We start from the raw sequence: 19,654 nt of genomic DNA on the forward strand, positions 1-19,654 counted from the left end.
CAGGAGAGGGAATGGATCAGTCGCGGAAGTTCTTAAACTGGAACGGCTGCCCCAGATTGCCGCCACGAATCAGCGCCATTACGGCCTGTAAATCATCGCGAGCTTTACCCGTCACGCGGATCTCTTCGCCCTGAATCTGGGTCTGAACCTTCAGCTTGCTGTCTTTAATCAGCTTAATGATTTTCTTCGCAACGCTTGCTTCAATACCCTGTTTCAGCTTAGCTTCCACGCTCCAGGTTTTGCCGCTGTGAACAAACTCTTCAGGCACATCAATAGAGCTGCCTTCGATGCCGCGCTTAAGCAACTTGGCGCGCAGAATATCCAGCAGCTGGTTTACCTGGAAGTCAGATTCGCTGGCAACTTTGATGGTCTGATTTTTTTCATTCAGCTCAAAGCTTGCCGGCACGTTACGGAAGTCAAAACGGGTCGCCAGCTCGCGCTCAGCGTTCTCTACCGCGTTGTTCACTTCCTGCAGATCGATTTCAGAAACGATATCAAAAGATGGCATGTGTTTTCTCCCTCTCTGGTTTGCGTTGCATAATACCCGCTGGGCTGCGCAAAACAACCTGTTAAAGAGCCGGAAAGCCGATAACGCTATAATAGAAAGTAAGTTTAGCATTCGCGCAGTGTGCGAATGGGGGAGGCAATAATGAAAATCACCGTGCTGGGTTGCGGTGCGGTGGGTCAGCTCTGGTTGACCGCACTTCACAAGCAAGGGCATGAGCTTCAGGGCTGGCTGCGTGTGCCGCAGCCGTATTGCCACGTCAATCTGCTCGATACCACCGATGGCAGCGTCTTTAACGAGTCCTTCACGGCTAACGATCCCGAATTTCTCGCCACCAGCGACCTTTTGTTAGTGACTCTCAAAGCCTGGCAAGTTTCCAATGCCGTGCGCACTTTGGCCGCCCAGCTTCCTGCGGGCTGCCCAATATTGCTGCTACATAACGGAATGGGGACGCTGGATGAGCTAAGCGGCCTGCCACAGCCTTTGTTGCTTGGGTTAACCACTCAGGCTGCGAAAAGAGACGGGAATGTGATTGTGCACGTTGCTTCCGGCATCACTCACGTTGGCCCGGGTAACGCGAAAGCCAGCGACTACAGCTACCTTGCAGATACACTTCATGCCGCGCTGCCCGATGTGGCCTGGCACAACAATATCCAGCCGGCGAGCTGGAACAAACTCGCGGTAAACTGCGTGATAAACCCGCTTACCGCGCTGTACAACTGCACTAACGGCGAGCTGAAGCATCATCTCGATGAGGTGACCAGCATTTGTGAAGAAGTCGCCCAGGTGATGACGCGCGAGGGCCACCATACCTCACCCGAAAACCTGTTGGATTATGTCGGGCAAGTGATAGAAAGCACGGCAGAAAATACCTCATCAATGCTGCAGGACATTCGCCTGGAGCGCCACACGGAAATTGACTATATCACCGGCTATCTGCTGCGCAGAGCGAGAGCTCACGGCGTTCCAGTGCCGGTGAACGCCCGGCTTTATGAGCAGGTTAAACGTAAGGAGAATGAATATGAGCGCACAAGCGCTGGTCTGCCTGGCACCTGGCACTGAAGAGACCGAAGCGGTTACCACTATCGATCTGCTGGTCCGCGCCGGGATCAAAGTGACGACCGCAAGCGTCGCCCCCGATGGCGACCTTAAAATTGTTTGCTCTCGCGGCGTGAAATTACTGGCGGATGCACCGCTGGTTGAAGTGGCCGACGGCGATTTTGACATCGTGGTGCTCCCCGGTGGCCTGAAAGGTGCCGAATGCTTCCGCGACAGCCCGCTGCTGGTCGAGACCGTGCGCCAGTTTCATCTGTCAGGCCGGATCGTAGCCGCCATTTGTGCGGCGGCGGGCACTGTTCTGGTCCCGCATGAGCTGTTCCCGATAGGCAACATGACCGGTTTCCCTGGCCTGAAGGACACCATTCCCGAAGGGCAATGGCAGGATAAACGCGTCGTCTGGGACCCACGAGTTAACCTGCTCACCAGCCAGGGGCCGGGAACCGCGATTGATTTTGCACTGAAGATTATCGACCTGTTGGTCAGCCGCGAAAAGGCTCATGAAGTGTCGCAGCAGCTGGTGCTGGCGGCGGGGATTTATAGCTTCAGGGATTACCAGTAAGAGCCCCTCACCCTAACCCTCTCCCCAAAGGGGCGAGGGAACCAGAACGGTGTGCTCCCTCTCCTTTTTAGGGACAGAATACTCCGGCTGAATTCTCCCTCTCCCTTCAGGGACAGAATACTCCGGCTGAATTCTCCCTCTCCTTTCAGGGACAGAATACTCCGGCTGAATTCTCCCTCTCCCTTCAGGGACAGAATACTCCGTCTGAATTCTCCCTCTCCCTTCAGGGAGAGGGCCGGGGTGAGGGTCAGTCCTTTACGGGCGGTAAACCTTAATATTCTTAAAGCCCTGCTCGCTCAGATACAGCGCCTGCAGGCGGCTCATCACGCCACGCTCGCACCACAGCAGGTAGGTTTTGCTCTGGTCGAGATCGCCAAACTTAGTGCTTAACTTGTAGAACGGCAGCGCCACGACTTCAACGCCTTCCAGCGCAAAAGGTTTCTCATCGACTTCGTCGTTGGAGCGAATGTCCAGCAGCACCTCGTTGGCCCCAAACGCATTAACCGTTTCGACTTCCACAACGTCCTGCTGCGTCTGGGTCGCAATATCGCGAATATCAATATTGGTCGCCTCGGCAACCACGCGATCCAGAATCGAGAAGTCAAACTTCTGTTCTTCTTCCTCAATCTTCGCCTTCACCGCTTTCACTGTCGGGCTTTTCGAGATCACGCCGCAGTATTCTGGCATAGTGCGAGCGAAATCAGCGGTACCGATTTCACGGGCAAGATCGATAATGTGCTCTTTGTCGTGGGAAATCAGCGGGCGTAGGATCAGCGTATCGGAAACATTGTCGATCAGGCGCAGGTTGGTCAGCGTCTGGCTGGACACCTGGCCTAACGCTTCGCCGGTCACCAGCGCCTGAACGCCGTAACGCTCGGCCACCTGAGAGGCAGCACGCACAAACATACGTTTCAATACCACGCCCATCTGCCCGTCTTCGACTTTCTCCAGGATCTCGCCGACCACGGGCTCAAAGTTAATGGCAACAAAACGCACGCGGTGAGAGCTGCCGAAGCGGTTCCACAGATAATGTGCCACCTGCTTCACGCCGATCTCGTGGGCAGCTCCGCCCAGGTTGAAGAAGCAATAATGCACGCGGCAGCCACGGCGCATCAGCATGTAGCTGGACACGCCGGAGTCGAAACCGCCGGAAATCAGCGACAGCACGTCTTCCTGAGTCCCGATAGGGAAACCGCCAATGCCTTCATAGCGGCCTTTAACCAGCAGCAGGCGATCGTTTTCGATCTCGAGATTGACCGTCACATCCGGATCGTTGAGCTTAACGCGCGCGGATTCGATGTGCTGATTCAGCCCGCCGCCTACATAGCGCTCAACGTCAATGGAGCTAAATTCATGTTTCCCACGGCGTTTTACGCGCACGCAGAAGCTTTTGCCTTCCAGCTTGTCGCGGTACAGCTCCAGCGCCTGCTCAAAGATGTTGTGCATGTCGGTGTACGGCACATCTTCAACTTCAAGAATGTGGTGGATACCCGGAATGCGGGTCAGCGCTTCACGAATGGCAATACGCTGGTTTTCATCTTTGGCGCGAACTTCAATGTTGTCCCAGTGGCGAACAACCGCCAGGCTCTCATCGTAGTGTTTTAAAACGTTACGAATATTCCCGGTGAGCATCTTAATAAAGCGTATGCGCACAGATTGGCTCTTGATGGTGATTTCCGGGAACAATTTAATGATAAACTTCATGGCGGTAAGGGTTCGTTTAGTCAGCCGGGCTGGCTGCGCAGCACGCGGGCATAGAAAGAAGTACTTGCAGCGGCGTCATGCCACCTGCATCCGAGGCGCGCAAGTATATCACCATCCCACAAAGACTGCGCACCTTAACCGACTTACACGAGCTAGCTTGATAATCACATTGACTCCGCTACCATGTCGGCGTCGAATTAAAACAGAGTCAGACATTCACCATGCCGAAAAAAACCGAATCTCCGGCCAGCTTCGAAACCGCACTGGTCGAACTGGAGCAAATAGTTACTCGTCTGGAAAGCGGCGATCTCGCCCTTGAAGAGGCGTTAAACGAATTTGAGCGCGGCGTGCAGCTGGCTCGCCAGGGGCAAGTGAAACTCCAGCAGGCAGAGCAGCGCGTACAGATTTTACTGAGCGACAGCGAAGACGCCCCTCTGACTCCCTTTACCCCGGACGCCGAGTAATATGGATTTTAATCAACAGCTTCAGGCCCATGTTGTTCGGGTTAACGACGCTATTGCGCGTTTCCTGGCGCCGCTGCCGTTTCAGAACAGTCCACTGGTTGAAGCGATGCACTATGGCGCACTATTGGGCGGTAAACGTCTGCGCCCGTTCCTCGTGTACGCCACCGGGGAAATGTTTGGGGTCGCCGACGAAGCGCTCGACGCGCCAGCCGCGGCAGTGGAATGCATTCACGCCTATTCCCTGATTCACGATGATTTACCGGCCATGGACAACGACGATTTACGTCGCGGGCAGCCGACCTGCCACATTAAATTTGGCGAAGAGAATGCTATTCTGGCGGGAGATGCCCTGCAAACGCTGGCGTTTTCTATACTGAGTGATGCGCCAATGCCCGGCGTTAATATTGCCGATCGCTTAGCCATGGTTTCGGAACTCGCCGCCGCCAGCGGCGTGGCAGGTATGTGTGGCGGCCAGGCGCTGGATTTAGAAGCCGAAGGCAAGCAAGTTGACCTGGCTTCCCTGGAGCGCATTCACCGCCATAAAACCGGGGCATTGATTCGTTCCGCCGTTCGCCTGGGCGCGCTGAGCGCCGGTGAAGCGGGCCGTAAAGCCCTGCCGATTCTGGACCGCTATGCCGCAAGCATTGGTCTCGCTTTCCAGGTTCAGGATGACATTCTGGACGTTATCGGCGATACCGCCACGATAGGCAAACGCCAGGGCGCCGATCAGCAACTGGGCAAAAGTACTTATCCGGCGCTGCTGGGGCTTGAACAGGCGCAGGCAAAAGCGCAGGATCTCTATCAGGAAGCACTGCAGGCTCTGGCTGAACTTGCCGAGCTGTCGCTGGACACGGCGGCACTGCAAGCGTTAGCCAACTACATTATCCACCGTGATAAATAACGTATAACAACGATGAGTTTAGATTTCTGATGAGTTTTGATATCGCCAAATACCCGACCCTCGCTCTGGTGGATGCCAGCCCGGATCTGCGAGTGCTGCCTAAGGAGAGCTTACCCAAGCTTTGCGATGAGCTGCGCCGTTATCTGCTCGACAGCGTAAGCCGCTCCAGCGGGCACTTTGCCTCCGGCCTCGGCACGGTCGAACTGACCGTGGCGCTGCACTATGTCTATAACACGCCGTTCGATCAACTCATCTGGGACGTTGGCCACCAGGCCTACCCGCACAAAATTCTGACCGGCCGCCGCGATAAAATTGGCACTATTCGCCAGAAAGGCGGCCTGCATCCATTCCCGTGGCGCGCGGAAAGCGAGTACGACGTGCTGAGCGTGGGTCACTCGTCCACCTCCATTAGCGCGGGTATCGGGATCGCCGTTGCCGCAGAAAAGGAAGGCAAAGACCGCAAAACCGTCTGCGTGATTGGCGATGGCGCCATTACCGCCGGTATGGCCTTCGAAGCGATGAACCACGCCGGTGATATTCGCCCGGATATGCTGGTGGTGCTTAACGACAACGAGATGTCGATCTCCGAGAACGTCGGCGCGCTGAACAACCATCTGGCGCAGCTGCTTTCCGGCAAGCTTTACTCCACGCTGCGCGAAGGCGGCAAAAAAGTTTTCTCCGGCGTGCCGCCTATCAAAGAGCTGCTGAAGCGTACCGAAGAACACATTAAGGGCATGGTGGTGCCGGGCACGCTGTTTGAAGAGCTTGGCTTTAACTATATCGGGCCTATCGACGGCCACGACGTGATTGGACTCGTGAATACGCTGAAAAACATGCGCAGCCTGAAAGGCCCGCAGTTCCTGCATATCATGACCAAAAAAGGGCGTGGCTACGCCCCGGCAGAAAAAGATCCGATCAGCTTCCATGCGGTGCCGAAGTTCGATCCACAGAGCGGGACGCTGCCTAAAAGCTCCGGCGGCCTGCCGAGCTATTCGAAGATCTTCGGTAACTGGCTGTGCGAAACCGCAGCCCACGATGACAAACTGATGGCGATCACGCCTGCCATGCGTGAAGGCTCCGGCATGGTGGAATTTTCACGACAGTATCCTGACCAGTACTTTGATGTGGCGATTGCCGAGCAGCACGCGGTGACCTTCGCAGCGGGCCTGGCGATTGGCGGCTACAAGCCGGTCGTTGCCATCTACTCAACTTTCCTGCAGCGTGCTTACGACCAGGTGATTCACGACGTCGCGATTCAGAAGCTGCCGGTGATGTTTGCCATCGATCGCGCAGGCATTGTCGGCGCTGACGGCCAGACGCATCAGGGCGCTTTTGATATCTCCTTCCTGCGCTGCATCCCGGATATGGTTATCATGACCCCGAGCGACGAAAACGAATGTCGCCAGATGCTACACACGGGTTACCACTACAGCGCAGGCCCAAGCGCCGTGCGTTACCCGCGTGGCACCGGAACCGGCGCAGAGCTGGAACCGCTCGCAGAGCTGCCAATAGGTAAAGGCGTAGTGAAACGCGAAGGCGAAAAAATTGCGCTGCTCAACTTCGGCACTTTACTGCCGGAAGCCGCAGCGGCAGCCAAAGCGCTGAATGCCACGCTGGTCGATATGCGTTTTGTGAAGCCACTGGATGAAGCCCTGATTCTCGAACTCGCCGCCAGCCACGACTCGCTGGTCACGATTGAAGAGAACGCCATTATGGGCGGGGCCGGCAGCGGCGTGAACGAAGTGCTGATGGCCCACCGTAAACCCGTTCCCGTGCTTAATCTCGGCCTGCCAGATTTCTTTATTCCTCAGGGCACGCAGGAAGAAGCACGGGCGGCAATCGGCCTTGATGCGGCCGGCATCGAAGCGAAGATCCGGAGCTGGGTGGGTTAACTTCATCCGTACACTAAATAATTCAACCCACAGCACGACGGCAAGTGAGCATATCCCGATGAGCTTACTTAGGTAAGTGATTCGGGTATGAGAGCGCCGCCAACACCGCTGTGGGTTGAAGGATGACGTGTACGGCCTGCTATGCTTTTAGGATAACCCTACAACATCAGCAGGAGCGATATCATGCAATACAATCCTTTAGGCACCACCGACCTTAACGTCTCCCGCCTTTGCCTCGGCTGTATGACCTTTGGCGAACCGGACCGCGGCAGCCATGCCTGGACGCTTCCCGAAGAGAGCAGCCGGGAAATAATCCGCCGCGCGCTGGAAAACGGCATCAATTTCTTCGACACCTCAAATAACTACTCCGACGGCAGCAGCGAAGAGATTTTAGGCCGCGCGCTGCGCGACTTCGCTCGCCGCCAGGACGTTGTGGTTGCCACTAAGGTTTACAACAAAGTTGGCGATCTGCCTCAGGGTCTCTCCCGCCCACAGATCCTGCGTTCAATTGACGAAAGCCTGACACGGCTTGGCACCGACTACGTTGATCTGCTGCAAATCCACCGCTGGGACTACAGCACGCCCATTGAAGAGACGCTAGAGGCACTTAACGACGTGGTTAAGGCCGGGAAAGCTCGTTATATCGGCGCCTCTTCAATGCGCAGCGATCAGTTTGCTCAAGCCCTGACTATGCAGTCTCAGGCAGGCTGGGCGCGATTTGTCACCATGCAGGATCACTACAACCTGATTTATCGCGAAGAAGAGCTGGAGATGCTGCCGCTGTGCTACAAAGAAAAAATTGCGGTGATCCCCTGGAGCCCGCTCGCGCGCGGCAAGCTGACTCGCCCATGGGGAGATACCACGGCAAGATCTGTCTCGGATGAAGTAGGAAAATCGCTCTACCAGACCAATAACGAAAACGACGCGCTTATCGCCGAGCGCCTGGCAAATATCGCCGCTGATAACGGCGTTTCACGCGCGCAGGTAGCGCTGGCCTGGCTGCTCAGCAAGCCGGGTATTGCCGCGCCGGTTGTCGGACCTTCCCGCCAGGAGCAGCTGGACGACTTGCTTGGCGCGGTAGATTTAACGCTGAAGCCTGAGGAAATTGCCGAGCTGGAGACGCCGTATCAGCGGCATCCGGTGGCAGGATATAAATAATGCCCCTCACCCCGGCCCTCTCCCAAAGGGAGAAGGGGAAAACCGTTGCCGCCTTTAAGTCCCTTTCTCTTTAAGACTGAGAAGAAACCTTATGGTTTTAATTCCCCTTTCCCTTTCAGGGAGAGGGCTGGGGTGAGGGTCACGGTCAGCCACTACGAAAAGTGGTCATAACCCTTCATCTCCAGCGTCACCGGCTTGCCTTCCCGGGTAAACTGCAGCCCTTCAGAAGCGGAAACAATCTGCCCAATACAGGTATAAGGCACGCCCAGATTGCCGATAGCCACTTCCAGCGCGCCACGGTTTAGCTCGGGCACGGTGAAACACAGCTCGTAGTCTTCGCCCCCGGACATCGCCCATTTTAGCGCCTGTTCTGGCTCAACGTGCTCGCGTAATGCGTCGGAATACGGCAGTAAATCGAGGTCGATACGCGCCCCGCACTCGCTGGCCTTCAGGATATGGCCGAGATCGGAAATCAGGCCGTCTGAAAGATCGATGGCGCTGTTGGCCAGATCGCGAAGCGCCTGGCCGTGCAAAACTCGCGGCGTTGGGCGCAGATGTCGCTTAACCAGATAATCCGCATGCTGTTCATTCGCAACCTGCAGACGCTTCTGCAGGATCGCAAGACCAGCCGCGCTGTCGCCCGGCGTACCGGTGACATAAATCCAGTCCCCGGCTTTTGCACCGCTGCGCTTCAGCGCCCGACCGGCCGGGATCATGCCGTGAATACCCAGCGTCAAAGAGAGCGGGCCGCGGGTTGTATCGCCGCCAATCAGCTGCATATCGTAATAATCCAGCTGCTCAAACAGGCTGTCGCTGAATGCCTCCAGCCAGGCTTCATCCACTTCAGGAAGCGTTATCGCAAGCGTTAGCCAAGCCGGATCTGCGCCCATTGCCGCCAGATCGCTTAAATTCACCGCCAGCGCCTTGTAGCCCAAATCGCGCGGGTCGATATCCGGTAGGAAATGATTGCCGCTCACCAGCGTATCGGTGCTGATCGCCAGCAGTTTTTTTTCGGGTACCGACAGCAACGCACAGTCGTCGCCAATACCGGCTTCCACATCACGACGAGAACTTGTAACGCGATCGAAGTAACGGGCAATCAGGGAAAACTCACCGCATGCCATGCGTGATACCTCAGGAATGTCAGTTGCAGGAAAAAAGAAGGCCGGGAAAACCCGGCCAGGAGATTACTTCTTGTGGGGACGAATAGCGGGAGCGGCTTTGTCGAGAACGCCGTTAACGAACTTATGGCTGTCTTCGGCACCGAAGGTTTTCGCCAGCTCAATCGCTTCGTTGATGGCCACTTTGTAAGGCACATCATCACGTTTGGACAGTTCAAACAGCGCAATGCGCAGTACCGCTTTTTCCACCTGACCCAGCTCATCAAGCAGACGTGACAGGTAAGGCTTCATCAGCCCATCCAGATACGCGCTGTTGGTAGCCACGCCGCTCAGCAGCTCGCGGAAATAGACAACGTCAACGTCTTTGACGTCCTGTTCCGCCAGGAACTGGTATTCGACATCAGCGATGTCGTTTTTAGACAACTGCCAGGAGTAGAGCGCCTGGACGGCACACTCACGGGCGCGGCGACGAGCAGCAGGTTTCACGGATTTCCCCTTACAAAAATCAGGCCTTGATGGCTTTCAATACATTAATCATTTCAAGCGCGGTCAGTGCAGCTTCTGCACCTTTGTTACCGGCTTTGGTGCCAGCGCGTTCGATGGCTTGTTCAATGCTTTCAGTGGTCAGCACGCCGAAGGCAACGGGAATACCGCTGTCCTGGCCTACGCTTAACAGACCGTTGCTGGCACCGCCGGCAACGTATTCGAAGTGTGCAGTGCCTCCGCGAATCACGGTGCCCAGCGCGATAACAGCATCGTATTTACCGGTTTTTGCCAGTGCATCAGCGGCCAGCGGCAGCTCGTAAGCGCCCGGCACCCAAACTACGGTGATGTTTTTGTCTTTCACCTGACCAATGCGTTTCAGGGCGTCGATAGCACCTTCCAGCAGGCTGTCATTGATGAAGTTGTTAAAACGCGCGATGGTGATGGCGACGCGAGCGTCAGGAGTAGCAACAGCAGCTTCAATAATGTTCATAATCTTCCTTTACGGGTTCTGTTTAGCCCCGCAGGGGGGCGGATTTTATCATAATCTTTTCGTGACTGCTTACGTTTTACTGGCGTCCGTAAATGGGCGTCAAATGCAGGCACAAATCGGGGCCGACCTGGCGGACTTCGCTAAAGCTGAATTCCGGCGCATCAGCAAGTTTTTCAAGGCCGGGAAGCTCGCACAAACCGCGGGCATCGTTGCCTAATAATTTTGGCGCAACATAGACAATCAGCTCATCCACCAGGCCTGCCTGCAACAGCGCTCCGGCAAGCGTAGACCCAGCTTCAACCCAGACAGAGTTCACCTGGCGTTTGCCAAGCTGCATCATTAACACCACCAAATCAAGATGGCCGTTATGTTCAGGCACCAGCAGTTGCTCAACGCCCTCCGGCCAGGACTGTTCATCCGCCTGACTGCGGGCAAGCCAGGTTTGCCCCGGATTGGCAATAATTTGGTGCTGTGGCGTTACCCGGTTTTGACGATCCAGCACAATACGAATCGGCTGACGCAAATCCTGTTGGGCATAAATAGCCTGGCTGGCGCTATCCAGCTCATCCCAGCGCACCGTTAATGACGGATTATCCGCCAATACGGTCGCGTCGCTGGAAAGAATCGCGGCACTTTGCGCGCGCTGGCGCTGCACGTCGCGACGCGCCTGGGGAGAGGTGACCCATTTACTCTCTCCGCTTGCCATAGCCGTACGGCCGTCCAGCGAGGCACCTAACTTGAGCTGAATATATGGGAATCCGGTGCGCATACGCTTGAGGAACCCGCGGTTCAGCGCTTCGGCTTCGTTCATCATCAGGCCGTGGCTGACTTCAATGCCCGCCTGCTGCAAGCGGTAGAGGCCCCGGCCGGCAACCTGCGGATTAGGGTCCTGCATAGCGGCCACCACGCGAGAAACGCCCGCGGCAATCAAGGCATCGCAGCACGGAGGCGTGCGGCCATGGTGGCTGCAGGGTTCGAGCGTAACGTAAGCCGTTGCGCCCCGGGCCTGCTCACCTGCCATACGCAAAGCGTGCACTTCTGCATGAGGTTCACCGGCGCGAAAATGGAACCCTTCTCCCACAATATTGCCGTCTTTGACAATCACGCAGCCGACATTCGGGTTCGGTGCGGTGGTAAAACGCCCACGCTTAGCCAGCTCAAGCGCTCGAGCCATAAACTGTTCATCAAGGGACATCGGCATTAATCCTGTAAACGGGCGATTTCTTCACCAAATTCTTTGATATCTTCAAAGCTGCGGTAGACCGAAGCAAAGCGAATATAGGCGACTTTATCCAGCTTTTTGAGCTGCTCCATCACCAGGTTACCGATGAGTTTACTCGGGATTTCGCGTTCGCCGGTTGCTCGAAGGTGCGACTTAATATGGCTGATGGCCATTTCCACGTCGTCAGAATTGACCGGACGCTTTTCCAGCGCTTTCAGGATGCCGCTGCGCAGTTTGTCTTCGTTAAACGGCTCGCGCACCTCATTACTCTTCACCACTCTCGGCATCACCAGCTCCGCAACCTCAAAAGTCGTGAAGCGTTCGTGACAAACCAGGCACTGGCGCCGACGGCGTACGGAGGAACCTTCCCCCACCAGGCGAGAGTCGATAACTTTGGTGTCCACGGCGAAACAGAATGGGCAATGCATAGCGTTTCCTGCTGGGATTATAAAGATGAACAATAGTTTACCGCGAAGTTGCGGGAGTACAAAGACAGCGCCGACCCTGCAACGTCAAATATGACTTTTCAAGCGCGAAGAACTACGCTTAAATCAGCCAACTTTAACAAGGAAAAACCAACCATGACAAAGACTTACTTAAGAATCATCCTGGTTTCAAGCCTGATGAGCCTGACCGCTTGTGCCCAGCAAACTGAAGTGCGTCAGATGCGCAGTCAAATTGGTTCGTTGAATCAGGAAATGACCAAACTTAGCCAGCAAACGGTGAAACTGACCCAGCAAAATGCCCTGAACGCGAAGTCGACCAGCGGCGTTTACCTGCTACCGGGCTCAAACACGGCAGCACGCCTCAATAGCCAGATTGGTAACCTGAAAATGTCGCTGACAAACGTTGCGGCAGAAGCCAACGGCACCCGCGCCACGTTGCTGATTCAGGGGGAGTCGAACGATCCGCTGCCGGCATTTAGCGGCAAAGTAGAATGGGGGCAGATCCAGGGCACCACCGACAGTTTCCAGGAAGTTAACGTGCAAACTCAGTCCATAGATGCCCCGGCCAGCATTCTTGCCCCAAGCGACGTGTCGATTCCGCTCCGCCTTCCCGGCATCACGCCCGCTCAATTAGGGTTTGTGCGCGTCCACGATATTCAGCCAGTTTCTGCCGCACAGCCAGCGCCCGCGCAATAACTTGTCGCTCCCTTGCCCGGCGAGGGAGCCTGTCACACTCTTTCACATGCCCCGCACAATATGTGAAGCAAATCCTCTATTACCCCCACACTTCTACAGTGATCTGAATCACACTTATATGTAACAACCTGGCATACGTTTGCGTAATTTGACGAAGCAGGTACAATCACGCCGTTTTTAATGTGCGCAAACGTGAACGCAATCGATTACGCATATGAGAAGAATGTGAAATAGAACATATTTTTGTGAGCAGGGATTTCTATAATAGTCGCGCTGCAAAGGTCCTTCCCTGAGACCGGCGGCCAGGGATGACATCTCACATCCGCATCGCACCAAAATTACGTAAACAGTGGCTAAAAATATGAAAAAAATTATTCTGGCAGCCGGCACCGTTCTGGCGCTTTCCAGCTCTTTCTCTGCCAGCGCAGACGAAGCAAAAAACAGCGAATACCTCTCCGACTGGTGGCACCAGAGCGTTAACGTTGTCGGCAGCTATCACACCCGTTTCGGGCCGCAGCTGCGCAACGATACCTACCTGGAATATGAAGCGTTCGCCAAAAAAGACTGGTTCGATTTCTACGGCTACGTGGATGCGCCCGTCTTCTTCGGCGGCAACACTCAGGCGAAAGGGATCTGGAACCACGGCTCCCCACTGTTTATGGAAATCGAACCGCGCTTCTCCATCGACAAGCTGACCGGGACCGACCTGAGCTTTGGTCCGTTCAAAGAGTGGTACTTCGCGAACAACTACATTTACGACATGGGTCGTAACCAGGCTAACCGCCAGAGCACCTGGTACATGGGTCTGGGTACCGACATCGATACCGGCCTGCCGATGAGCCTGTCGATGAACGTGTATGCCAAGTACCAGTGGCAGAACTACGGTGCGTCTAACGAAAACGAGTGGGATGGCTACCGCTTCAAGGTGAAATACTTCGTGCCGATTACCTCCCTGTGGGGCGGTAAGCTGAGCTATATCGGTTTCACCAACGTTGACTGGGACTCTGACCTCGGCAACGAGCAGTACCGTACCAATAACTCCGTTGCGTCAAGCCACATCCTGTCGCTGAACTACGATCACCTGCACTACTCCTTCGTGGCCCGTTACTTCCACAACGGCGGCCAGTGGAAAGATGGCGAGCAGCCGTTCTTCATGAATGAACGCGTGAAGTCTACCGGCTTCGGCTACTACGTGGTTGTCGGTTACAACTTCTAACTGTCACTGCAAACGTAAAACCGGCCCGCTGGCCGGTTTTTTTATTTCTCCGGCAGATAGCCTTTAGCCTTCTGAAGCGCAATAAAAGCCTGCAGAGAACGATCGTGGCGCTCCTGAAACAGCCGCCCGGTTAAATGAATATCCCGGCAGCGATCCAGCCTGAAGCTACGATAATCATTCCGTGCCTCGCACCAGGCCACCAGCAGCCAGACCTCACCCCAAAATGACAACCCTAACGGATGAATATCCCTCTCCGTCAATTCCCCTTTTTCATCCTCATACAGCAGATGAACAATCTGGCATTTGTCGATGGCGGAATGAAACAAATCGAACCGGGCTTTCACCTGCGGGAACTTATTAAAATTCGGCGAGATAATGCGGCTACGCTCGGCAACCCGGCGTTTTTCTGGGGTAAGCACCGCGAGCAGTTTTTCATGCACGGACTCGGCAGATTTCGCCAGCGATTCTCCGCTCCAGGTTTGCACCATTCTTAACGCCGCCATCACCGCCTCAACCTCTCCGGTCGTCAGCATCAGCGGAGGAAGATCGTACCCGGCCAGCAGGCGATAGCCGCAGCCCGCCTCCCCTTCTATCGGCACGCCGGAGAGAGAAAGATCCTGAATGTCGCGGTAGATAGTTCGCTCCGAGACTTCCAGCCGTGCGGCAAGCTGTGCAGCCGTCGTCAGGCGCCTGCCGCGCAGGATTTGTACTATCTGAAATAATCGATCGGCTCTTCGGCTCATGGGCGTTCCGGGAATAATAAAGCCTGCCCAAACGGCAGGCTTTAGCGTCAGTATTGAGGCTTAAACCGGCTGATGCAACCCAACGCGATTGCCTTCGCTGTCGATCATTAACGCAATCGTGCCGATATCATAGGGCAGCACCTGCGGACCAAAATCAAGACGTCCACCCACCGCTTCTACCTGCTGTAATGCCTGAACGATATCGGGCGTATAAAGATAAATCACCGCGCCTGTCTCAGAAGGCACAAACCGCTCCCCCTTCACTAAAGAGCCACCGGTAGCCGGTTGGTTATACGAAAATATAGCATTCTCCACGCCGGCTATCGTTTCGCGACGAAATTCAGCGTTCAGTACTCGTTGGTAAAAAGCGACCGCTCGCGCCATATCGGTAACGGGGATCTCAAACCAGTTGATGAGTGTGCTCATTGTTTTTCTCCTGTGTTGTCAGTAACCACGAGTCTACTGCCCCCCTCCTGACACCATACTGTCAGGAGAAAAACACAGGGCGAAAAAAAACCGCAGCTCGAAGGCTGCGGTTTTATCAAACGCTTAACGCTATTACGGCAGAATGGACGGCTGATCCGCCCCTTCTTTCTCTACCTTTTGCTGCAGCATGTGCTCGCGCTTCATGCCAAGCTTCAACGCCAGCGCAGAGGCGACGTAGATAGAAGACACGGTACCGATGGTGACACCGATAAGCATCGTCAGGGAGAAGCCTTTCAGCAGCGCCCCACCGAACAGATACAGCATCAGGATAACCACTAAGGTGGTACCGGAAGTGATCAAGGTCCTTTGCAGCGTCTGGGTCAGGGAAACGTTAAAGATCTCGTAAGGCGTCCCGCGGCGGATCTTGCGGAAGTTTTCACGAATACGGTCCGAAACCACGATGCTGTCGTTCAGCGAGTAGCCGATAACCGACATCAGCGACGCGACGATAGTCAGGTCAATTTCGATATGGAACAGCGACAGCACGCCCATGGTAATCACCACGTCGTGCGCCAGCTTGATAACCACACCAGCAGCCAGACGCCACTCGAAGCGGAACCCAACGTACACCAGAATCGACAGCAGCGCGACGAGCAGCGCCATCGCACCGTTTTGAGCCAGATCCGCACCCACGCTTGGGCCGACAAATTCAATACGCTTCACTGCCGCATTCTGGCTGGTCGCTTCGTTAATCACGCTCACAACCTTGCTGCCGAGCACCTGGCCACCGGTTTCGCCTTTAGCAGGCGGCATGCGCACCATGATGTCACGGCTGCTGCCAAAGTTCTGCACCAGCGGCTCTTCAAAGCCCGCTTTCTGCAGCGCGGCGCGCATGGTGTCCAGCTCGGCTGGTTTTTCCAGCCCGATTTCGATAACCGTACCGCCGGTAAAGTCCAGGCCCCAGTTGAAGCCTTTCACGCCGATAATCGCGACGGAAAGGATCAGCAGGATGCCGGAGATGCCGAAGGCCCAGTTGTCCCAGCGCATAAAGTCATAGACTTTACGGCCGTGGTTCAATTGTTCAACAGTATATTCCTGTGCCACAACGCACTCCTTAGATAGACAGCTTGTTGATGCGTTTGCCGCCGTACAACAGGTTCACGATGGCACGGGTGCCGACGATTGCGGTAAACATCGAGGTCGCAACGCCAATACCGGTGGTAATAGCAAACCCTTTGATCGCCCCGGTGCCCACGGCATACAGGATGATAACTTTGATAAGCGTGGTGATGTTGGCATCGAAAATGGAGCTGAACGCGCCTTTGTAGCCTTCATCAATTGCCTGCTGTACCGAACGCCCGTTTCGCAGTTCTTCTTTGATACGTTCGTTAATCAGTACGTTGGCATCCACCGCTACCGCAAGGGTTAAGACGACACCCGCAATACCCGGCATGGTCAGCGTCGCCCCAGGCAGCAGGGACATGATCCCCACAATCAGCACCAGGTTAGCCAGCAGCGCAGAGGTGGCAATCAGGCCAAACTTCTTATAGAAGAAGACCATGAAGATGATAGAGACCACCAGACCGGCCAGACACGCTTCCAGGCCCTGCTTGATGTTTTCCAGACCCAGCGTTGGACCGATGGTACGTTCTTCAACAATCTGAATCGGCGCAATCAGCGCACCAGCACGCAGCAGCAGAGAGAGCTGACGAGCTTCATTCGGATTGCTGATCCCGGTGATACGGAAGCTGTTACCCAGGCGAGACTGAATGTTCGCCACGTTGATAACTTCTTCTTCTTTCATCAGAACGGAACGGCCATTCGCGTCTTTCTTACCGCTGTCCTTGTACTCCACAAAGAGGGTTGCCATCGGCTTGCCGATGTTGTCTTTAGTGAAGTTAGACATGATGTTACCGCCAGCGCTGTCCAGGGAAATGTTTACCTGTGGCTGGTTGTATTCATCCATGCTGGACGTGGAGTCAGTGATGTGGTCCCCGGTCAGAATCACGCGCTTGTACAGCACAACCGGCTGGCCTTCGCGAGTCTGCTTCACTTCGGAGTCACCCGGCACACGGCCAGAGGCTGCCGCAGAGGCATCCACGTTGGTGTTCACCAGGCGGAATTCCAGCGTAGCGGTCGCACCCAGAATTTCTTTGGCGCGCGCGGTGTCCTGAATACCCGGCAGCTCAACCACGATGCGGTCAGCACCCTGACGCTGCACCAGCGGTTCGGCAACGCCAAGCTGGTTCACACGGTTACGCAGGATATTAATGTTCTGCTGGACAGCGTACTCACGCGCTTCGCTCAGGCGAGCATCGCTCATCACGGCACGCAGCGTATTGCTCCCCTGGTTGGAGAACACCAGATCGCGATGGCGGGAGGAGAGGTAATCTCTTGCTGAGTCACGCGCGGTCGAGTCACGGAAGACGATGTCTACGCCGTAATTGTCGGCTTTACGCACGTTGGTATAAGCAATGCCCTTGTCACGCAGGTCGCTGCGCAGGCCATCGATATTTTGTTCCTGGAGTTTGCCCAGCGCTGTGTCCATATCGACTTCCATCAGGAAGTGGACGCCGCCGCGCAGGTCAAGGCCGAGCTTCATCGGGTTCGCACCGATAGTCGACATCCAGCGAGGGGTAGCAGGAGCAAGGTTAAGCGCCACGACATAGTTGTCGCCCATCACGCTCATCAGCGCTTCACGCGCGCGGAGCTGGGTATCGGTAGAGTCGAAGCGAGCGAGAATAGCGCCCTCTTCCAGCGCTACAGACTTAGCGGTGATATTTTCTTGTTTTAAGGTGTTTTCGACCTGGATCAGCGTTTGTTCACTGGCGGCGGCACCGCGCACGCCAGTTAACTGAACTGCCGGATCCTCACCATACAGGTTGGGAAGCGCATACAGCAGGCCAATCGCCAGCACGGCGATCAGCATGATGTACTTCCACAAAGGATAACGGTTTAACACGTGTAGTTCCCTTAGGGAAAACGAAAATTACAGCGCCTTCATGGTGCCTTTCGGCAGAACGGCAGCTACGAAATCACGTTTGATAACCACTTCGGTGGTATCGTTCAGCGCGATAGCAACATAGCCAGTTTCAGCTACTTTGGTCACGCGGCCAACCAGGCCACCGTTGGTCAGCACTTCATCCCCCTTGGAGATGGAGTCCATCAGTTTCTTATGCTCTTTGGTACGCTTTTGCTGCGGACGCAGGATCATAAAATAGAAAATCAGGCCAAACACCACCAGCATAAGAATCAAAGAGTACGGGCTACCCTGCGATGGAGCACCTGTTGCAGCTACCGCATCAGAAATGAAAAAGCTCATTAAAATTCCCTCATTATTAAATTAATCAACGTTCAAAGGTGGAACCGGCTTACCTGTCCGCTCGTAAAAATCCGTCACGAAGTGGTCTAATTTACCCTCTTCAATGGCCTGACGTAAACCAGCCATTAAACGCTGGTAATAGCGCAGGTTATGAATGGTATTAAGACGCGCGCCCAGTATTTCGTTGCAACGGTCAAGATGATGCAAGTAGGCACGTGAATAATTGCGACACGTATAGCAATCACACTCGGCATCGAGCGGGGCGGTGTCATCTTTATGCTTAGCATTGCGGATTTTCACTACGCCGTCCGTCACGAACAGGTGACCGTTACGCGCATTACGAGTTGGCATGACGCAGTCGAACATATCGATACCGCGACGTACCCCTTCAACCAGGTCTTCCGGTTTACCTACGCCCATCAGGTAACGTGGTTTGTCGGCAGGGATTTGCGGGCAAACGTGCTCCAGAATACGGTGCATGTCTTCCTTCGGCTCGCCTACCGCCAGGCCGCCGACAGCGTAGCCATCAAAGCCAATCTCTACCAGACCTTTTACCGAGATATCTCGTAAATCTTCGTAAACGCTGCCCTGGATAATGCCAAACAGCGCATTTTTATTTCCAAGGGAATCAAAGCGATCGCGGCTACGCTGCGCCCAGCGCAGGGACATTTCCATGGAGCGCTTCGCGTAATCCCAGTCTGCGGGGTACGGCGTACATTCGTCGAAGATCATCACGATGTCGGAACCCAGATCGTACTGAATTTCCATGGATTTTTCAGGATCGAGGAAAATCGGATCGCCGTTGATCGGGTTGCGGAAGTGCACGCCCGCTTCGGTGATCTTGCGGATATCGCCCAGGCTGAACACCTGGAAACCACCGGAATCCGTCAGGATTGGGCCTTTCCACTGCATAAAATCATGCAGGTCGCCGTGCAGTTTCATGATTTCCTGGCCTGGGCGCAGCCATAAATGGAAGGTATTGCCCAGGATAATCTGCGCGCCCGTGGCTTCAACTTCTTCCGGCGTCATCCCTTTTACGGTGCCGTAAGTGCCCACCGGCATGAAGGCCGGGGTTTCAACAGTGCCACGTTCAAAGACCAGGCGACCGCGTCGTGCGCGGCCGTCGGTGGTATCTAATTCAAATTTCACATTTCCTCCAGCACCAGAGAAACAGTCTGGTGAGTCAATTAACGCCGTGGGCGGTGCTCACGGCGGAATAAGCGGGGGTGGGTTACCCTCACCCC

At 55.2% G+C, this 19,654-nt stretch carries 21 protein-coding genes; 8 read left to right on the plus strand and 13 right to left on the minus strand.

From position 1 onward, the window contains the following. Positions 1–16: 16 nt before the first annotated feature. The gene (locus F3J29_RS12200) at positions 17–508 is read right to left on the minus strand and encodes a YajQ family cyclic di-GMP-binding protein (RefSeq protein ID WP_008454581.1); all 492 of its coding nucleotides are present in this window, start codon (positions 506–508) and stop codon (positions 17–19) included. A 141-nt stretch (positions 509–649) separates the two neighbouring features. Here F3J29_RS12200 and panE point away from each other — a divergent pair, with 141 nt between their 5' ends. Further along, the gene (gene panE, locus F3J29_RS12205; RefSeq protein ID WP_166866362.1) at positions 650–1,567 is read left to right on the plus strand and encodes a 2-dehydropantoate 2-reductase; all 918 of its coding nucleotides are present in this window, start codon (positions 650–652) and stop codon (positions 1,565–1,567) included. Next, entirely contained in the window at positions 1,527–2,123 is a 597-nt protein-coding gene (gene yajL, locus F3J29_RS12210; RefSeq protein ID WP_008454578.1) for a protein deglycase YajL, read from the plus strand. Before panE ends, yajL begins: the two co-directional genes overlap by 41 nt. A gap of 255 nt (positions 2,124–2,378) precedes the next feature. On the opposite strand, the gene thiI is transcribed toward yajL, so the two are convergent. After that, positions 2,379–3,827 (minus strand): tRNA uracil 4-sulfurtransferase ThiI, encoded by a 1,449-nt coding sequence (gene thiI, locus F3J29_RS12215; protein ID WP_166866364.1) that lies wholly within the window; start codon positions 3,825–3,827, stop codon positions 2,379–2,381. Positions 3,828–4,048: 221 nt separating this feature from the next. On the opposite strand from thiI, the gene xseB reads away from it, so the two are divergent. From xseB to F3J29_RS12235, 4 genes are all read left to right on the plus strand, one after another. Next, complete coding sequence (xseB, locus tag F3J29_RS12220) at positions 4,049–4,291, plus strand: exodeoxyribonuclease VII small subunit (RefSeq protein WP_039290760.1); 243 nt, start codon at positions 4,049–4,051, stop codon at positions 4,289–4,291. Position 4,292: 1 nt separating this feature from the next. Beyond that, positions 4,293–5,192 (plus strand): (2E,6E)-farnesyl diphosphate synthase, encoded by a 900-nt coding sequence (ispA, locus tag F3J29_RS12225; protein ID WP_166866366.1) that lies wholly within the window; start codon positions 4,293–4,295, stop codon positions 5,190–5,192. Positions 5,193–5,221: 29 nt separating this feature from the next. After that, complete coding sequence (dxs, locus tag F3J29_RS12230) at positions 5,222–7,084, plus strand: 1-deoxy-D-xylulose-5-phosphate synthase (protein WP_166866368.1); 1,863 nt, start codon at positions 5,222–5,224, stop codon at positions 7,082–7,084. Positions 7,085–7,267: 183 nt separating this feature from the next. Further along, on the plus strand, positions 7,268–8,242 hold the full coding sequence (locus tag F3J29_RS12235; RefSeq protein WP_166866370.1) for an aldo/keto reductase: 975 nt from the start codon (positions 7,268–7,270) through the stop codon (positions 8,240–8,242). A gap of 152 nt (positions 8,243–8,394) precedes the next feature. Here the strand turns inward: F3J29_RS12235 and thiL are convergent, their stop codons facing one another. The 5 genes from thiL to nrdR all read right to left on the minus strand — a co-directional run bounded on the left by thiL (position 8,395) and on the right by nrdR (position 11,989). Continuing rightward, complete coding sequence (gene thiL, locus F3J29_RS12240; RefSeq protein WP_166866372.1) at positions 8,395–9,366, minus strand: thiamine-phosphate kinase; 972 nt, start codon at positions 9,364–9,366, stop codon at positions 8,395–8,397. Between the two features lie 63 nt (positions 9,367–9,429). Beyond that, on the minus strand, positions 9,430–9,849 hold the full coding sequence (gene nusB / locus F3J29_RS12245) for a transcription antitermination factor NusB (RefSeq protein WP_166866374.1): 420 nt from the start codon (positions 9,847–9,849) through the stop codon (positions 9,430–9,432). A gap of 19 nt (positions 9,850–9,868) precedes the next feature. Further along, positions 9,869–10,339, minus strand: coding sequence for a 6,7-dimethyl-8-ribityllumazine synthase (gene ribH / locus F3J29_RS12250; RefSeq protein WP_008454557.1), 471 nt, complete (start codon positions 10,337–10,339; stop codon positions 9,869–9,871). Between the two features lie 76 nt (positions 10,340–10,415). Beyond that, entirely contained in the window at positions 10,416–11,534 is a 1,119-nt protein-coding gene (gene ribD, locus F3J29_RS12255; RefSeq protein WP_166866376.1) for a bifunctional diaminohydroxyphosphoribosylaminopyrimidine deaminase/5-amino-6-(5-phosphoribosylamino)uracil reductase RibD, read from the minus strand. A 5-nt stretch (positions 11,535–11,539) separates the two neighbouring features. Then, entirely contained in the window at positions 11,540–11,989 is a 450-nt protein-coding gene (gene nrdR / locus F3J29_RS12260) for a transcriptional regulator NrdR (RefSeq protein WP_008454553.1), read from the minus strand. A gap of 153 nt (positions 11,990–12,142) precedes the next feature. On the opposite strand from nrdR, the gene F3J29_RS12265 reads away from it, so the two are divergent. Further along, complete coding sequence (locus F3J29_RS12265; protein WP_166866378.1) at positions 12,143–12,703, plus strand: SadB/YajI family lipoprotein; 561 nt, start codon at positions 12,143–12,145, stop codon at positions 12,701–12,703. A 361-nt stretch (positions 12,704–13,064) separates the two neighbouring features. Continuing rightward, on the plus strand, positions 13,065–13,919 hold the full coding sequence (locus F3J29_RS12270; protein WP_166866380.1) for a nucleoside-specific channel-forming protein Tsx: 855 nt from the start codon (positions 13,065–13,067) through the stop codon (positions 13,917–13,919). Between the two features lie 41 nt (positions 13,920–13,960). Here F3J29_RS12270 and F3J29_RS12275 read toward each other — a convergent pair whose 3' ends face one another. From F3J29_RS12275 to tgt, 6 genes are all read right to left on the minus strand, one after another. After that, positions 13,961–14,662, minus strand: a complete 702-nt coding sequence (locus F3J29_RS12275; RefSeq protein WP_166866382.1) for a helix-turn-helix transcriptional regulator — start codon at positions 14,660–14,662, stop codon at positions 13,961–13,963. A 60-nt stretch (positions 14,663–14,722) separates the two neighbouring features. Continuing rightward, a complete protein-coding gene (locus F3J29_RS12280) occupies positions 14,723–15,088 on the minus strand; it encodes a VOC family protein (RefSeq protein ID WP_166866384.1) in 366 nt (121 codons plus the stop codon). A gap of 132 nt (positions 15,089–15,220) precedes the next feature. Further along, positions 15,221–16,192 (minus strand): protein translocase subunit SecF, encoded by a 972-nt coding sequence (gene secF, locus F3J29_RS12285; RefSeq protein ID WP_008454542.1) that lies wholly within the window; start codon positions 16,190–16,192, stop codon positions 15,221–15,223. 10 nt (positions 16,193–16,202) lie between these two features. Continuing rightward, positions 16,203–18,050, minus strand: a complete 1,848-nt coding sequence (secD, locus tag F3J29_RS12290; protein ID WP_166866386.1) for a protein translocase subunit SecD — start codon at positions 18,048–18,050, stop codon at positions 16,203–16,205. Positions 18,051–18,077: 27 nt separating this feature from the next. Further along, on the minus strand, positions 18,078–18,410 hold the full coding sequence (gene yajC, locus F3J29_RS12295; protein WP_166866388.1) for a preprotein translocase subunit YajC: 333 nt from the start codon (positions 18,408–18,410) through the stop codon (positions 18,078–18,080). A gap of 21 nt (positions 18,411–18,431) precedes the next feature. After that, positions 18,432–19,559: a tRNA guanosine(34) transglycosylase Tgt gene (gene tgt / locus F3J29_RS12300; RefSeq protein ID WP_039290735.1), complete on the minus strand. Its 1,128-nt coding sequence runs from the start codon at positions 19,557–19,559 to the stop codon at positions 18,432–18,434. Between the last annotated feature and the right edge of the window lie 95 nt (positions 19,560–19,654).

The organism is Enterobacter sp. Cy-643 (assembly GCF_011752815.1).
GTDB lineage: Bacteria > Pseudomonadota > Gammaproteobacteria > Enterobacterales > Enterobacteriaceae > Cedecea.

Excerpts from the sequence above, each read along its gene's own strand:
- F3J29_RS12200 (WP_008454581.1), bottom strand. The coding sequence starts at position 508 with ATGCCATCTTTTGATATCGTTTCTGAAATCGATCTGCAGGAAGTGAAC.
- panE (WP_166866362.1), top strand. The coding sequence starts at position 650 with ATGAAAATCACCGTGCTGGGTTGCGGTGCGGTGGGTCAGCTCTGGTTG.
- yajL (WP_008454578.1), top strand. The coding sequence starts at position 1,527 with ATGAGCGCACAAGCGCTGGTCTGCCTGGCACCTGGCACTGAAGAGACC.
- thiI (WP_166866364.1), bottom strand. The coding sequence starts at position 3,827 with ATGAAGTTTATCATTAAATTGTTCCCGGAAATCACCATCAAGAGCCAA.
- xseB (WP_039290760.1), top strand. The coding sequence starts at position 4,049 with ATGCCGAAAAAAACCGAATCTCCGGCCAGCTTCGAAACCGCACTGGTC.
- ispA (WP_166866366.1), top strand. The coding sequence starts at position 4,293 with ATGGATTTTAATCAACAGCTTCAGGCCCATGTTGTTCGGGTTAACGAC.
- dxs (WP_166866368.1), top strand. The coding sequence starts at position 5,222 with ATGAGTTTTGATATCGCCAAATACCCGACCCTCGCTCTGGTGGATGCC.
- F3J29_RS12235 (WP_166866370.1), top strand. The coding sequence starts at position 7,268 with ATGCAATACAATCCTTTAGGCACCACCGACCTTAACGTCTCCCGCCTT.
- thiL (WP_166866372.1), bottom strand. The coding sequence starts at position 9,366 with ATGGCATGCGGTGAGTTTTCCCTGATTGCCCGTTACTTCGATCGCGTT.
- ribH (WP_008454557.1), bottom strand. The coding sequence starts at position 10,339 with ATGAACATTATTGAAGCTGCTGTTGCTACTCCTGACGCTCGCGTCGCC.
- ribD (WP_166866376.1), bottom strand. The coding sequence starts at position 11,534 with ATGTCCCTTGATGAACAGTTTATGGCTCGAGCGCTTGAGCTGGCTAAG.
- nrdR (WP_008454553.1), bottom strand. The coding sequence starts at position 11,989 with ATGCATTGCCCATTCTGTTTCGCCGTGGACACCAAAGTTATCGACTCT.
- F3J29_RS12265 (WP_166866378.1), top strand. The coding sequence starts at position 12,143 with ATGACAAAGACTTACTTAAGAATCATCCTGGTTTCAAGCCTGATGAGC.
- F3J29_RS12270 (WP_166866380.1), top strand. The coding sequence starts at position 13,065 with ATGAAAAAAATTATTCTGGCAGCCGGCACCGTTCTGGCGCTTTCCAGC.
- F3J29_RS12275 (WP_166866382.1), bottom strand. The coding sequence starts at position 14,662 with ATGAGCCGAAGAGCCGATCGATTATTTCAGATAGTACAAATCCTGCGC.
- F3J29_RS12280 (WP_166866384.1), bottom strand. The coding sequence starts at position 15,088 with ATGAGCACACTCATCAACTGGTTTGAGATCCCCGTTACCGATATGGCG.
- yajC (WP_166866388.1), bottom strand. The coding sequence starts at position 18,410 with ATGAGCTTTTTCATTTCTGATGCGGTAGCTGCAACAGGTGCTCCATCG.